The 15,598-nt window shown below is 56.2% G+C and carries 9 protein-coding genes and 1 pseudogene; 2 read left to right on the plus strand and 8 right to left on the minus strand.

The window, feature by feature from the left end:
• From FHX06_RS16645 to FHX06_RS16680, 8 genes are all read right to left on the minus strand, one after another.
• Positions 1-1,005: a PD-(D/E)XK motif protein gene (locus FHX06_RS16645; protein ID WP_183880112.1), complete on the minus strand. Its 1,005-nt coding sequence runs from the start codon at positions 1,003-1,005 to the stop codon at positions 1-3.
• Complete coding sequence (locus tag FHX06_RS16650; RefSeq protein WP_183880114.1) at positions 989-3,859, minus strand: Z1 domain-containing protein; 2,871 nt, start codon at positions 3,857-3,859, stop codon at positions 989-991. Before FHX06_RS16650 ends, FHX06_RS16645 begins: the two co-directional genes overlap by 17 nt.
• The gene (locus FHX06_RS16655; RefSeq protein ID WP_183880116.1) at positions 3,856-5,349 is read right to left on the minus strand and encodes an ATP-binding protein; all 1,494 of its coding nucleotides are present in this window, start codon (positions 5,347-5,349) and stop codon (positions 3,856-3,858) included. The genes FHX06_RS16650 and FHX06_RS16655 overlap by 4 nt, the downstream gene beginning before the upstream one ends.
• Before the next feature lie 3 nt (positions 5,350-5,352).
• A complete protein-coding gene (locus tag FHX06_RS16660; protein ID WP_183880118.1) occupies positions 5,353-6,726 on the minus strand; it encodes a sigma-70 family RNA polymerase sigma factor in 1,374 nt (457 codons plus the stop codon).
• Positions 6,727-7,623: 897 nt separating this feature from the next.
• The gene (locus FHX06_RS16665) at positions 7,624-8,520 is read right to left on the minus strand and encodes a recombinase family protein (protein WP_183880120.1); all 897 of its coding nucleotides are present in this window, start codon (positions 8,518-8,520) and stop codon (positions 7,624-7,626) included.
• Positions 8,521-8,754: 234 nt separating this feature from the next.
• Complete coding sequence (locus FHX06_RS16670) at positions 8,755-9,522, minus strand: metallophosphoesterase (protein WP_183880122.1); 768 nt, start codon at positions 9,520-9,522, stop codon at positions 8,755-8,757.
• Between the two features lie 119 nt (positions 9,523-9,641).
• Positions 9,642-10,625 carry a hypothetical protein gene (locus FHX06_RS16675; protein WP_183880124.1) on the minus strand — a complete coding sequence of 328 codons (984 nt, stop codon included), beginning with the start codon at positions 10,623-10,625 and terminating at the stop codon, positions 9,642-9,644.
• Positions 10,625-12,562: an AAA family ATPase gene (locus FHX06_RS16680; RefSeq protein WP_183880126.1), complete on the minus strand. Its 1,938-nt coding sequence runs from the start codon at positions 12,560-12,562 to the stop codon at positions 10,625-10,627. Before FHX06_RS16680 ends, FHX06_RS16675 begins: the two co-directional genes overlap by 1 nt.
• A 604-nt stretch (positions 12,563-13,166) precedes the next feature.
• Between FHX06_RS16680 and FHX06_RS16685 the strand changes: the two genes are divergently transcribed.
• A complete protein-coding gene (locus FHX06_RS16685) occupies positions 13,167-13,583 on the plus strand; it encodes a helix-turn-helix domain-containing protein (RefSeq protein ID WP_246715579.1) in 417 nt (138 codons plus the stop codon).
• A gap of 342 nt (positions 13,584-13,925) precedes the next feature.
• Positions 13,926-15,230 (plus strand): annotated as a pseudogene (locus tag FHX06_RS16690) (YifB family Mg chelatase-like AAA ATPase); the annotation flags it as partial.
• Positions 15,231-15,598 lie beyond the last annotated feature (368 nt).

A 15,598-nucleotide genomic window follows, 5' to 3' on the forward strand; every position in this document is an offset into this window, starting at 1 on the left:
TTATTTCAATCCAAATGATTCGATTATCTGATCACACGTGACGAACGATGTCTGCACGGCATCAAGATCAAGCGTGTAATTGGCTGAGCGAATTGCCGCGGGCAGCATGGATCGAGAGAGCCGAGGAAGGTTCTCGTCCAACGGAAATCCTCTAATTTCGCTAGGAATGAACCTGCGGCTATAGGACACCGCGTGTTCGTCTAGGTAGCCCATAACGAGCAGAAGTGCGTCGAACATACGGGCAGAACCACTCGTCGCCAAACGGTCTCGCAGACGTAACACTGTCTCGGAGAGTGACGACCCTTCGCCCGCCTCACGAAAACGGATTGCGCAAAGAAATCCTGGCGATCGGTCACTGTCCAGCTGTTCGATACTGCTAATGCGAGCGATGAACCCTCTTTCGCTCGTAGTGCTTTTTACTTCAACGGAGCCGGCTCCAATATGAAAATCCTGCGCGGCCTTCAATGGCCCTTGCCAGCACTGTACAGCTTGACTTCCCAACCGCGAGTCCAGAAGTCTCTCGAGAACATGGAGCTCGCCGAGAAGACCGATTTGCGCATCGAGTGATAGCAGGCGGTTCTTCCTGCTCATGAAATCCTGCCATTCTCGAACCCTGAGCAGAAATTCGTCCAACAAGTCGACCCTCGACGAAGCCGCCGCGCTTTCGATCGAGCGGATCACGTCTATGACCATCAAGAGGAAGATGTCCCGAGACCCTTCCGGGCTTCGCACGAGCCCGATAGCTGTACGATCTGAAAAAGCTGTTTGTTTTTCGATCTTTACAACGTCAAATCCTCGTCCTTGCGGCAGCATGGAGCTGTCGAACGATTTACTGCCATCAAAGGACACGACGAGCGCCTCTTTAGACCCTGGAAAGTTACATCCAGCCTCAAACGAAAGACGCTGGACTGAGGCGAGACGAACGAAACGCCACTCTTCCGAAGCCTCCTGTTGAGCGAGGGCACGCCAAGTGCGAAGCAATCCTTCCTCAGTCCACCCACTCATTGATCGCCCCCCATAGTACGCTGTTACCCACATATCTGGAATTCGACACCGTCCGTCCCGACGTGCTGGACGGAAAACTGATCGCCCACGCAACGAACGGGTCTCGGTTTGGCTCGCTCAAGCGCTGATCCGCCTTGGAGGGATCAAGCAGATAAAGAGTCAGGAGACCACGGTCACGGCGGTTTGCAATGCCTTGAGACGGCACTCCCTCGCCGAGAATACGACGTATCTGCGGTCCCCGCGGTTCCTCGGGTGGGGTCTTTCCTTCGTTTCTGTCAACGTCGTTCCGCCACGTCCTGCGGCTCAGTTCGAGTGCCGCATTCCATTCACTCTCGGTGAGATCGATTGCTTGGTCGCGCGGGGAGATCAGGGTCTTAATTGAGTACCGATCAGAATGCTCTCCCACCGCCGTTCGTTGCAGCATATTTATGGGGTATCCGCCTAAGGAGTGCGGAAGATCATCTAGGCTGCCGTCCTTGCCGACCAACGCAACAGTCCACGTGGTAAGTTCGCCGCCGTTGTTCATCTCCTCGATGAAGTCAGCAATGAGCGGGCTCATGACCCGGAAACTGGCGGGGTGCGTCCTGTACTCTCGAAGGAACGTCACAACATTCAGGGCAGGCACCTCTCGCCACAAATGACCGTGCCACTGTTGTGATCCGTGGACGTAGTGCTGCTTATTGAGAGGAAGTGGGCGTGGCAGCGCTTGGAGAAATCGATCCGCAGCCTGATAGTTTCTTCTTACCTCGTCTTGACCCACCGCAAACACGATAGTCTGCAGCAAATCTCCAGCATAGGTGAGTTGCATGGCACGGGCATTCCGCATCTTCGCCCTCGACGTGATGGTCAGGGTAGAGTGAGATTTCACACGAAGGCCGAACTCCTTTGGAGTCGCGCCCGCGGCAACCATATTGTCGAATTCCTGGCGTAGTTCCTCTGCGGCATCGGCAATATGCCCAAACCACTCGATCATTTCCCCGGATGTATAGAGTCTGCACACGTCGAGATATCCGTCGCGGTAACCGAACCACCTTCCCATTTGCATGAGCGTGTCATACATCTTTGCCGTTCGAAGAAAGTAACTCGTGCAAAGGCCCTCAAGGGTCAATCCGCGAGCAAGCTTGTCCCCGCCTACGGCGATGACTTTCAGTCCCGTTGCCTCATTCTCGGAATAGTCCAGGGCATCTTTCGCGGTACCGTTGATCTCGCGGACGCGAATGTCCGACAGAATCTCGGGCAGCACTTCCTCGATTCGCGACCACTCTGGTGTGAACAAGGTCTCTTCCTGCACCAAGGCGTCACGTATGCGTTCCATTCCAGGTGCGAATTTCAGCTCATATTCGGTCTGCATTTGCGACCTTAGATCGGTTAGATCGATACCGCGTGTATAGCGGCCCTTTAGATCACGCAGGTACTCGGCGACTTGATTGACAACCACAGCCTGAACGGACGTAAATCTCGTTACGTGCACCAGCATTGAGCTATGGCTGTTTCCCTGCCCCCTCAGCTTTCTGACAGCGCACGCATACACGAAAGAACGGACCGCCTCTGCGAGAGTCTCAGGGACTTTATCCTCTCCCTGCCACCGAGGCCGATACCCGTTCTTGTGTTTCGGTGGCATCCAACTCTCGAAATCTTCATTTGCGAGCGGGCGCACCAAGGGCAGGTTCTCCGGCGTGCTCGAGGCGGAACCGAACACTCGTCCCGGACCTATGTAGTTCGAAGGCGCGGCGAGATTTGTTATGAACGCGGCCGGGAAAAGGTCAGGGCCATGCTCCTGTGTCTCACCCTTGTCATGGATGAAGATGTTCGCGAACGGTGTCGCTGTATATCCGACATATGCCTTGCGTGAAAAGTGATGGAGTACGGAACGGATCAATCTGTTGATAGTCTTCGGGTCGTGCTCGAGGTCTGGTTTGCCGTCGTCGTCAACGACGTTTTCGCCAGTGTCGACTGACCCGTGATCGGATTCGTCATCAATGATGATCAATGGAAGATTAGTAACGAGCTTTCGACCCGTGATTGGGTCGGTATGGTTGGCTGCCCGATTGCGAATCCAGTATAGAAGACGCTCTAGGACAGTCTTGTTCTTTTTCACCACAAACAGCCATGGGCGCTGTTCGGGACTGACATTCATTTTCGATGCGACGGCAGTATTGAAATCCCCACGGTCGCTTCGGTTTGTCGCCGCATTTGGGCGCACCGAGACGTCGTTGTCAATCTTGCCAACGCCAACGCTTGGCAACTCGTCTGCATCCGAAACCGTCGCAAATCCCAAGAAACCCTCGTCCAGACGAATTTGCGTTTGCGCTCTCAGGTTGTTATGCAGGCCGGCTAGAACAATGATGATCTTGTATCCGGCGTCTGCAGCTTTGCATATCAGACCCGTGTAGTTACCGGTCTTCCCGGACTGCACGTGCCCCACCACAAGGCCGCGCCTATCCCATGCGCCTTCCCGCTCGGGGTCTTCCAATTGACCAAGGATTTCGTCTGTGGCGACATCGAGTGCGTCAAGAGCAACCCACGGAATCCGCGGTTCCATGTATTCCGAGTAGCGCCGCCAGTAGTTCCAGTTCTTCTTTCGCTCAGCGTCAAGCCACGGGATGTGGTCATCCCTGCTGAAGAGGATGGCGTTGTCCCCCACCGTGCGACTGGATCGACGGATCAACTCCTCCGATAGCGCATCTGGATCGACAAGGGCAAAGTCCTCTTCCATGACTATCGAGAGCTTTCGTAGCTCTTTTTCTATCATTTCCGGTGTGATGGGAGTTTTCGACCGCTCCGACGCTAGGCGCAACATATTCTGGGCCATCGAAAGGATTGAATCGAAGGCTTTCTGATCTGAAATAGTCATTTAGAATCCGTTTGGTTTAGCGCGGCAACAAGATGGGGGAAACGGTCGAATGGAGGTGTCCGGGCGAGCCGATCGCAGGCTTCCTTGGGATCGAAGCCACGAAATTTGGTCAATGCCGTGAACATTGAATTCAACGTCTCGTTCACCTCCGCTTCCGGTGCTTCGGTGAAGCCGGTGCGCGGCGTCTCCTTATCCTCAGCGGTGTCGAGCCATATTCTCTGGACAGGAACAGTTTCCTCGATCAGCCGCAACATGGCGATGATGTCGTCCTTGAGTGGCCCGGCGCGGTCCAGTACCGACGCGATCAAGTCGTTGTCTTTCGCGATTCGGTAGGACGTTCCCTTGGCGGAACGGCGTATCTGCCAAGTTTCGGTTAAGCCATTTATCTTGCTATTGCCCGCGGGAGAAACAAACCCGCGGTGGGCAAAAACACGACGCGCAGTGTTTCTGGTCTCCGCCGCGAGTCTCTGCAATTGTGGTCGCAATTTCACCGGCGGGCTTGCGGTCGATTTCAAGACATTGATCTTCCAATCGGCATCTGCGTTATTCGGAATATCAAGCATAATTCGCGCGAGGCGGTGCGCTTCGTCTCTAGGCCACGTCTTTCCTTTTTCGCCAAGTCCGAGCCAGCCACCGGCAAGGAGAAGCCGTCGGTTGCGATAAACGTAGAACCCCTCCTGTTGTATCCATCCATATGGCCCAGCCGCAAGCTCCTGCTCTGCCGGCTTGAGCATGTCCTTGTGGGGGAGCACGTGGCACTGGAGCGACACGCCATTTGTATGAAGAATTCTGTAGACCGGACTCTCGAGAGCTTTTCCCGGATGACCAATTAGAAATGGGTCCCACGATTTGAGGCCTTTGCCATTCAGGGAGATTCTAAGGCCGCGGTCGAGCATTCGATGAAAGATCATCGCGAGGTACACTTCGACGGTGTCGATCAAAGAGTACATATCTTTGCCTGTGAAACCTTCCGTCACTATTCGGTCGATGTTTTCCCAAAGGACGATCGTTCCGCTCGTCATTTTTTCGAGAGGCGCGAGAAGTACCTCCGATCCTGGCGCGGGACCTTCGAAAAGTGGCCAGTCGACGGATTCTGGACGCCCGATTAGATTCAAATCCCATCGTAGGCATGCGGTTTCGCCTCCAGCACGCTTGCTTGCAACCGTCAAACGGCGCGCTTGGGAAAAGCTGGCGGTCTTCAGACCTAGACCGAAGCGACCGAGATCGCGTGCAGACCGTTCCTCCCTCGGATCGCGCGCGCCCAAGCGCATGCCGCGCTCGAGAGTCGGGTCGTCCATGCCCTTGCCGTCGTCGATAATGCGGACCCAGCTATCGGGGCCAGCCCATTCGAAGTTTATATCTATGCTTCCGGCATCAGCCGAAACCGAATTATCTATCAAATCTGCCAGTGCGGTTGCGGGTGCATAACCAAGTCCCCGGAGAGACTCGAGCATCGAGCCCGCATGAGGTGGCGCGTTTCTAGCAGCCATTTCTTACATTCCCAAAGTTGCTTGAAATCGGCGGATGCGGGCCGGGTGGCGCAGGTATTCCAGCGCTTTGGCCTCGAGCTGTCGGATACGCTCTCGCGTAACACCGAAGAGTTGGCCAACCTCCTCCAGTGTCATCTCTTCCTCCCCGTCCAATCCAAATCTCATACGTATCACTTCAGCTTGCCGTTGGGGCAGCTCAACGAGCGCAGCCCGTATGATCTGTGCAGACTGTTTTGAAAAAACTGCTTCCTCCGGGGCGAGGGCGACAGACGAATCGTTCAAACTCTCAATTGCGGACTCTTCAGCCACCCAATCGCGAGGAATGTTCATTAATCGCTCGACGTCGTCCTGTTTCCATCGCAAGAGAGCTGCCAACTCCTCCGAGCTCGGTTGGCACCCAACTGTTCTTTCGAGTTCGGACGCCGCCAGGTCCAGTTCGGCCAATTTTACATGCCTATGCACTGGAATGCGAATTATCGCGCCTTCATCCCCGCGCCATCGCGTCAAAGTTTGCTTCATCCAGAACATTGAATAAACGGAGAACCTGTGACCCCGGTGGGATTTGAACCGTCGGACCGCATTGAACAGACCAATGGTGCAAACCTGGAAAACATCCTCCAGCTCTTCGCTCGGAGCCACGTTTCGAGACGCAAACCGACGAGCAAACGGCAAATGTTCGAGTACCAATCTATTTGAAGCGACTTCGTAGTCGAAGATCAGCTCTCCAATTCGATCTGCCGTCAGGAAATCTTGGTACACTGAGGCTAACTCGGTCGCCAGTTTCCGTTGGAACGAGAGTGTCAGGTCAAGGGCATCCAATGCCTGCAATGCTACCCGGCGTTCCTTACCATTCATGATGGAACCAGCTGAAAGCCAAGAACACAGCTTAGTGATTGCGTCACGAAGTATGTCAGCATCGTCGCAATCTCTTTCGACGACGACTTGCCGCATGGTTACCTCAGCAGGCTTGGCCAGCCCGTTGAGCGCGGCATCCACCGCAGATATGGCGCTCTCGACCGCCGTTTTTGAACCGAGAATCTCTAGCTGCAATGTCAACTTGACGGCACCTAGCTCGTCAAGCAACCGTTTCTCACCATACTTATCCAGCTGGAAACGACTGGTTCCCGGGAGGCTGGTTGCCCGAGAAAGCGTGGCTTCGAGCCCATGTCCCAAATCGTCGATGTCAATATCCGTCAATGCATTCAACAGCAATTCGGGGTCGGCCAGTGTCTCTTCGGAAGGTATCCCCGCACCCTCGAATACGCGCGCCAAGTTGGCGCTCAGATGCTGGTCGTGCCCATTGCCATGGCAGGAACTGATCATTTGATCCAAGTCATCCTGCAGATAAAAGCCTCGCTCGAGAACAGTCCCTGCCATGGCCCGGCATGTGTCGTAACCTATGGACAGTCTCGTGTCCGATATGGACGCGGATCGCTTTACAGATCGACGGCCCCCTCGTTGAACGCGGAGAAAGTCGTGGTCCTCTTTCGACTGGCGTCTGCCGGCGGGGTTCTGACTTTCTACGGCATTCGCTAAGAATCCGTCTCCATCGATTGGCGCTGGAGCTAGATCGAGGCTCCAGTCTTGCCCGGAGGCGTCATAATTCTTGGGAGGCTCACTTGGAACGATGAAGACGCCCGCGCTGCTGAGACCTGCAGTGCGCATAACGAATGTCTCTGGGTCTTCTGAAAAGGTCCAATCGAATAGGATGTCGTCGTCCGCTGGGGAGCTCGGGGCTTCGCGATGCGAGACGGCAGTTCCAGAGTTGGTCGCGCAGTCGCTATGAACTAAATGGAATTTGCAAGGGTCGTCCGCCACTGTATCCGTTGACCGAATGCCATCGCTATTGCACAGATCGTCGGGGTGTACCTGATTTGTACTGTTCACAATGCGCTGACCTGAGCGAATCACTTGTCCGAATGTAATCGACGTCTTTGATTTTCTGCTGTATTCGAGCGTAGACTGCAATCCTTGATAGAGTATGTAGGCTCGAGCCGATAGTTTTTCTTACGACAGGGGTTTTAGTGAGCCCGCTTGATGCGGGCACATCATGCGAATAGGCGGTGCATCTCCCGTTAAACTCACGAACAGGAGTTCTGGACGTGAGGCTCACCGGCACTGACGACGAGCTAGGGCGCAAATCGCGTCGAAGAACTGGGCATCGTCGAACAAAATCCGACGAAGCCATCGTAGCCTTGTCTCTAACCCGCTCACTGATATTGCTATGGTCGGTAGGAGAGAGCGATCTTCCTTTGGACGCTTTATGTTTGCAGCTCACGAGCCCCGGCGGCGAGGTAGACCTTGCCTCCGTTTTACTTTTTTCCAGAGCGAATCCGACACAATCCGAAGCGTCGGTACGTCTTGAATGATATGTTGCTCCGGCGAGTTGAGCCGAGACACCCGGCGTTCGCTCACTGGGTTCTTTCGGTATACGAGCCTGTTGAACACCAGGCGACCGATGTACATCTGATTATTAAGAATTCCGCTACCTCTTCGCCGGTGTCCCCGGATCGCCGTTCCTCTCCAAGCCTGCCCGCGAGGGCCAGGTATACCCTGCTCATTGAGGATTTCTGCGATGGCGTCGGGACTAAGGCCTTTCACGTATTGCTCAAATATCCACACGATTACGGCCGCCTCGGCGGCAATGATATCTCTCAGGCCACGGATCGGTTCTCCGTCAGTCCCAATCATCTTTTTGATCGAGTAGCCGTAACAAATGCCGCCGGGAACTCGGCCCGTCTTCGCTACGGTTTTCATGCCTTCCCTGGTTCGATATCGAACCTGCTCCAGCATCTCGCTATTCAGGACCGCCCTCAGGCCAAGTTCCATGGCTGACACCTGAGAGCCACCATGCACGGTCCAAAGTTCAATGTCGTGGAACTGGAGCAGCTTTAACACTTTAGCGCTGTGTTCCAGGTCTCGCGACAGCCGGTCAAGCGTAAGGCAAAGTAGGACATCGTAGGCTCCTTCTCGCGCCCCTTTCAGCGCAGCCTGAAGACCCGGCCGTGTTTCGAAACTAGCGCCGCTAATCCCAGCATCAACATATGTCCCGCTCAGCTTCCAACCACGCTCCAAAACGAACGAAGCACCCAGATCAAGCTGGGTTTCTATCGAAGCTGGATTCTGTTGATCTGTTGAATACCGCGCGTAAATGACCACCCTCTTGCACATATTGGCCTCCCGATAGCTATGGCGGGCAAAGGTATCACGACGCAGATTTGCTCGAGCGCTTGTCGACCTCTGCAGTCTTCAAAAGTGGGTCAAGGTGTGAACGGGACTACGCTTACAGCTGGACCGAGTTTGCGCCCCACCAAAAGGAAAGTGGCTGAGTCGTTCAATTTTTTGTTCGCGGAGTACCGCTTGCACTCGAGCGCCGCTTCGTCTCCCGAGCCGTCTGTGTGAGGACTAAATCTCAATTACCAAGCCTGGGTCGAATTCGGTTCTCTCGCCCGGATAACCACGCGGATTGCACATAATTCGGGTAAATCCGAGCATATAGTCCAGTCGCTGATGCACATGGCCGTGCACCCACAGGTCCGGCTCGGCCTCCCTGATGAAATCATGGCAATCCGAGGCGTAACACGGTGCTAACGCATCATCGCGAAACCACCGCGAGATCGATCGAGGAGATGGCGCGTGATGAGTGACAACGACCTTTTTACTAACATCGGTCCGACCAAGGCTTTCCGTCAGGAATTTCATGGAGGCGTCATGCCTCCGGTACGCGTGAATGGGCTTGAATTTTTTGAATGGCTGTTTGGACAGATTGACGCGCTTGTAGTCGTTCATGCCCTTCTCGGCCCACCACATCGACGTTTCGGGATTGCGATCAAATAGCCGGAAGTCAGTCCAAAGGGTTGCGCCGGCGAAAAGTACGTCGTCAATGACTACATCACGGTCGTCGAGGAAGTGGATGTGCGGATAGCGATCTCGCAACGCATTCGCCGAAGCGATGCTGTCCGTAAGGAAACTGCGGTAGAACTCGTGATTTCCCGCGACGAAAACCACCGGCACTTCCGGTCTAAAGCTCTTCGCAAGCCACTCAATGCTGGGCACAACGCCTTTGTCGAGGACGTCACCCGCGCAGACAATGACGTCGATATCATCTGGCGGGGTCACGCTGAACGGTCTACCGAACTCGAGATGGATGTCGGAGAAAACCCAGATTTTCATCGAAAGAGCACGGACTGAGCAGCGAGCACCGGATAGACCGCGTTTGCGGATATTGAGGTCATCGATGTCTCCAGGAGTGGCGGTGGGCAATTGCCGACAGCGTGCGATCTGGCCGCACCTCACCAATTTCGTTCATTCAGAAATGGAGCGTGCGGCAGATATCGGGACGCAAAGTGCCGACGCATGTTGATCGAGACGGCGTCGCATTCGATTAGGAGTGTCCTGTACGACTCCTCGACCGAAAGCCATCCGCAGTCCAGCCGCCACCGGCGATTGAAAACCCGATCAAGACCGATACGGCTCCAAAGCCTGAGAGACTTGAGCGCGTCTTCTCGGGTTTTGTCTTTCGGCGCTATCTGGAGCCACTCCACAATACTCTCTTCGGTTATCACCGCCGTCTTCTCGATCTTCTCTGCAATGTCGTCGGGCACGGTTTCCAGGGCCGCGTCCCGAGCCGATATGAACCGGCGGTCTCTCGTGAAATCAACGCCCCACTCTGACGGGTTGTCACGCCAGATTATCGTCTCGGCGCGCTCCGTCCAACGAGCATTAAGGACGAGGTCGAGGCTTTCGAAGACCCGGAACGCCTCCGGGGCCAGATATGCAGGACCGCAGCCATGGTCAGGTCGAATGTTCGGACGTCGTAGTCCCATAGGACTAGGTCGGTCGCGCGCTCCTGTGAAATGTCGATACTCAAGGAGGCTCACTTGCGCTGCCAAGCAGACGATCACTGTCGCTACATCGTCCGTCCGGGGAAGGATGCTAGGCAGCGCAGGCTCCGGATTCACTTTTATGCCACCGCCGCCATCGAGAACTGCTTGACCTAGTGCGACTAATGCCTGGCAAGCAGATTGAAGAGCGTCGATATAGAGATGGTCCCAGTGATTGGCGGCCAAGTCCGGTAGGGCCGCCCAGAGGAATTCCACCGCGGGATCGAACCACTTGGGTGGTGATGCGAGTTGAGTCCTGCCGCCGCGATCAGAAACCTGTATTCGCCTACCCAATGGTTCAAATCCGGACTCATCGAGCATCTCGCCCAGCGACCCCGCGTAGGGCTTCTTCGATGCCGCCCGCCGGCCAGTTGATGTTGTCCGTTTCGCCATCACGTTCCCGTCCTCCACTGGGGCTTCGCCAGGCTGACAACCGTGCGCCTGTTGCTTTGCAGCAACTGCGCGACTTCCCCTCCGGTCATGATCGGATTTGCCATCAGTCTATAGACGAGCGCGTCCAGTGCAGGACGCTGACTTTGAACGATGGACCTCGTCCTTACGAGTTCGTTATCCAGCAGGATGCGGACCTGTTCTCGGAGTTCCGGATTGTACAAGCGCATCCGCGCGAACTCTCTTGGATCAGGGACTTCTACCACCAGCGTGTGGCCCATACCCTGTGTCCCCTCTATCATCGTCGCAAGATCGGTTGCCTTATTCAGATCGGCCTCGCTTGCACCCGATGCCCCGTCTGCAAAGGCCCCGAAGACTTCCAACTCCGCGGCAATGCCCCCCAAGTAGATGGCTATGGTGTCGAGGTAGGTGGTCTTGGTCCTGGCCCGCACCAGTGAAGGTTTTGAATCGACGCTGCCAAGCACCCGGCTCTCGCCGCTGACCCGCCATTTGGAGATCGTGATGCCTGAGACTTCATGCCCAATTTCGTAGCTGACCAACGCATGGCCGGCCTCATGGACCGCGATCACCCTGACATATTCTTCTGAAAGCTTCTCGGTAGCTGGAAGCTGATCGAAAATGTGTAGCGCGTTAAAGCACTTACCTTGACGGCGGGCGGCTCGTCTCGCATCCCTGACGAGCCGCTCGATCTCCGCACCCGAAAACCCATCGGTAGCGAATTCGAACATCTCCGCATCAGCGGACGACAGCTCGATCCCGGAGTGAAACTTCAGAATGCCGCGGCGCGCGGGGCCATCAGGAAGTGTCAGCTCCAGATGTCTGTCGAGCCTTCCCGCTCGCAGAAGGGCGGCATCGACGAGCCGAGGGTGGTTGCACGCAGCAACAACGACTACGCCCTCTCGACGTTCAAAGCCATCGAGCTGCTCAAGTGCACCAGTAATCACGCCATTGTGGTAGCCAGCGTTCCGGTCAGAGGTCGTACGTTTTCCCAAGGAGTCGAATTCATCGATGAACAGGACCGATGGTGCCTTTTCGCGCGCCAGTTTGAAGGAAGCGCGCATGGCTTTAAGGTGCGCGTCCAGAGCACCGGCTTCCTGCCATTTCGAAACCGAGCCGTAGATGATCGGTACTTTGCACGAATTAGCGAGCGCGGTTGCAAACAGGGTTTTCCCAATGCCAGGAGGCCCGGAAAGCAAGACTCCGGCGTCGACTTCGTTCCAGCCGATTAGCCCAGCTCTGTAGTCTGCAAGGTCTTTCGCGAGATTGTGTCCCCACTCCACAGCAGGCCCCAGACCATGCATGTCATCGAGTGTAGGACCATTATTGTCTAAGGCTTTTGCAGACTCGATCTCTCTGAGCCTCGCAGTCTCGCGTCGAAGACGTTCCAAACCTTGGACCGGACCACGCCGGTCCTGAAAGGCGGAATGCAGCCTTGGCCACGGTTCCGAAATCAACAGCTCGACGAGTTCATCGTCGACCGGAATTCCGGCCCGGCGAAGTGCAGCCCTTGCATGCTCTGGAGACCGAGGCTCGATTTCGACAACGGCGTCGGAAAACAGCCGTTCGTCGTCGGTCAGCCTGTATCCCGGCGGCGAGAGGAAAATGCCCTGGCCATTCCTTTCGGCGAGCGACTGGTCGCGAAACGGCGACTTCGACCATTCGAAGATGTAGGTCTCCCATTCGGAAGACTTCCAAATCTCCCGTGCGAAGGCTTGGGCTGCCTGCGAGTATATCGGTTGGTAGTAATCGTCTTTGAAAACCAGCGTCGCTATGAATTTCCGCTCAATTCCATTCCAAGGCCGCAGTGCGGCGGCGACAGCGCAATACGCCATATAGACGGGCACAGTGACGTAGCGCCACTCGCGGGTTCTCGTATTCCAAGGCACGCGTGATCGCTTGCCAAATTCATGGTTCGGCATGGGACATCCTAAAATTCGATGCGTTCAGGCCTTTGTCAGGCCGAGATTGCTTATGGCCTATCGGCAGGTCCATTTAGATGCCGGCACGAGAAGCCTCCCGTTAGCCCCGGCTTCTCATCCCGAGTAGGAGATACCGGCTGTGACGTCCGATAGATCGACTGTCGTCAGATGCCTACCCCCTTGAACCGTCAAGCCACTCAACGATCGGCTCGCGACCACCCAGCTTTCGCTCAGGACCGGCGACAGACGATCGATATCTTCCACGTCATCAATCAGCCCTCGGCGCTTCTGGCCAGGCCGCCAATGTCCGTCGGTAGTTGCCTTACTGGGACCCGAATCACTCAATGCCAACACACCCTCCAGATTTGGGATGTTTTTTCATCCTATAGGAATCCTTATAGACTCCCTTTTGGATATTAAAAGACCCCATACGGTAAATGTTGACAATTTTTCTCCTGAGCGGCTTCTCGGACGAATGAGGTTACCTGCTCCACCGGAAGCACTCAGGGTCGCACGTGCATTAACGGGGTTTTCACAGCAAGAAGCCGCCGATCTAACGGGCGTAACAAGACGATACATTTCGACAGCCGAAACGTCGGAATCCATGTTCGATCTCAATCTCACGCTTGTCGACTTTTACATCGCCCGTGGCATTGAATTTCTGGGAGAAGCCACGATCGGGACCGTGGTCCGCGGTGCCGGCGCAAAATGGAACGCGCCTGATCCGGTAAGCCGTGTGGACGAGCGATGGCAATTTCAGGCCGAAGACCTTGGGATATCCTTCCCAGCCGCTAGAGCCCTCCTGAACAAGACGCAAAAAGTCGTCGCAGACGAGACCGGGTTGTCCGTTGCGACAGTGAAAGCTTTGGAGCGTGGCGACCATTGGGCTGACTCGTCAAAGGCGATGCAGGGCTACTACGAACGGAACCATGTCGAGTTTCTTGGGTGGAGCGACGCGGCGACAAAACGCTTCTATGGAGTGGGCGTTCGTTGGATGCGGAGCCTCCCAATATCTTCGTAATCGAGCGTGGGCTTCTGAGGGCTCCCGGCACCCTCATCACTCTATTGCAAAGTGTGCTCACGTGGCGTGTGACAGTTGCTATCCCAGTGACCAAGCTAAAGCCGAGGCGTCTCGCAAGCGAGACGATCATGACGGGCCTATGGGCCCGGCTTTTGTTTTGTATACGGGCCGAACGGACCGCCAGATGTTGGGGTCGCTGGTCCGAACGGCTCGTATACCTAAAAGGAATCCGCCTAGTCGGCGGATGAGTCATAGTAGAGTAGGCCGAGAACTGACGATACGTCCCGGTGAGAGTTGCAACTTGCAAGACCCACTGGATATAATAATTGAGAATGTGGCAGAGGCAGCCATTTCGATCTCCCCATCGCACTTGGACTAATGGCTGCACTCGGCGCAATTCCTGCGGATGCCTTGTCCGATTACGTCGTCGTCGGAGAACTCAATCTCGACGGTACGATCGCCGCAATCGCCGGCGCTCTGCCGGCTGCTATCGGCGCCAACGCGACGGGCAAAGGGCTGATCTGCCCTGCCGAAAGCGGAGCGGAAGCCGCCTGGGCCGGTTCAGACGTCGATATCCTGGCGCCGCGCAGCCTGATAGCACTCGCCAATCATTTCCGCGGCACGCAGATCCTGTCGCGACCGGAACCATCCATTCGTCCGAATGCCGCCAATCTGCCCGATCTCGCCGAGATCAAGGGCCAGGAAAGCGCCAAGCGGGCCCTGGAAGTGGCGGCTGCCGGCGGCCATAACCTCATCATGGTCGGGCCGCCCGGTTCCGGCAAGTCGATGCTGGCGTCCAGGCTGCCGTCCATCCTGCCGCCGCTCTCGGCGGCCGAATTGCTGGAAGTCTCGATGATCCACTCCATCGCCGGTCAGCTCTCCGGCGGCAAGCTCTCCGACCGGCGGCCATTTCGCACGCCGCATCATTCGGCGACGATGGCAGCCCTCATTGGCGGCGGCCTGCGCGCCCGCCCGGGCGAAGCCTCGCTTGCCCATCACGGCGTGCTTTTCCTCGATGAATTTCCCGAATTTGCACCACAGGTGCTTGATGCCCTGCGTCAGCCGCTGGAAAGCGGCGAATGCGTCATCGCGCGGGCCAATCACCGCGTCTCCTATCCCGCGCGGATCCAGCTCGTCGCGGCCATGAATCCGTGCCGCTGCGGTATGGCGGGTGAACCCGGCCATACCTGCGCCCGCGGGCCGCGCTGCATGACGGACTATCAAGCCCGCATTTCCGGTCCGCTGATGGACCGTATCGATATCCGCATCGACGTGCCGGCGGTCTCTGCGGCCGATCTTATCCGGCCGACGGCAGCCGAAGCGAGCGCAGATGTTGCTCGGCGCGTGGCCCGCGCCCGTGACATCCAGCGCGAACGGTATGCTTCTGCAGGCGCAAGAGGTATTTCGACCAACGCCGGCTGCTCTACTTCGATGATCGAGAAATTTGCTGAGCCGGATGCGGCCGGATTGCAGCTGTTGCGCGATGCCGCGGACAAGATGAAGTTCTCGGCGCGGGGTTATCATCGCGTCCTGAAGGTCGCCCGCACGCTCGCAGATCTCGACGGCAAGGATACGGTTGGACGTATCCATCTCGCAGAGGCGATTTCCTATCGCGTCGCCGGCGCAAGGCTGACTGCAGCTGCATAAAATGACAGCTGGGTGAGAGACAAGATCCTGGTGTGGATCAAGGCAGGGCCAGGGCTCTATCTCGTCATTGCTGGCGCAACCTGTTTTGCGGCGGAAACATCCGCACGATGTGATCGGGTCTTGGGAACAGCAGAGATGCGGCAGGCCAAAACCGTAGCAGCGAACGACGCAATTCAAGATGTTGGCGAGGTTAAACGGAGTGCCAAGACAGTTGGCATCGCCTGAAAGAATAGGCTCGCAGCTTCTTCCCGCCTCAAGCACAGCGGGGTTGTGGTGTATGAAATAAGCAAGCGTTTCCATACGCTTGTCGAAAATCTTGGCCCAGTTGGGAATAACTGTGCTTCGCCGGCGATCTAGTTCGTCAGCGA

It is taken from the genome of Rhizobium sp. BK512 (assembly GCF_014194915.1).
Taxonomy (GTDB): Bacteria; Pseudomonadota; Alphaproteobacteria; order Rhizobiales; family Rhizobiaceae; genus Rhizobium.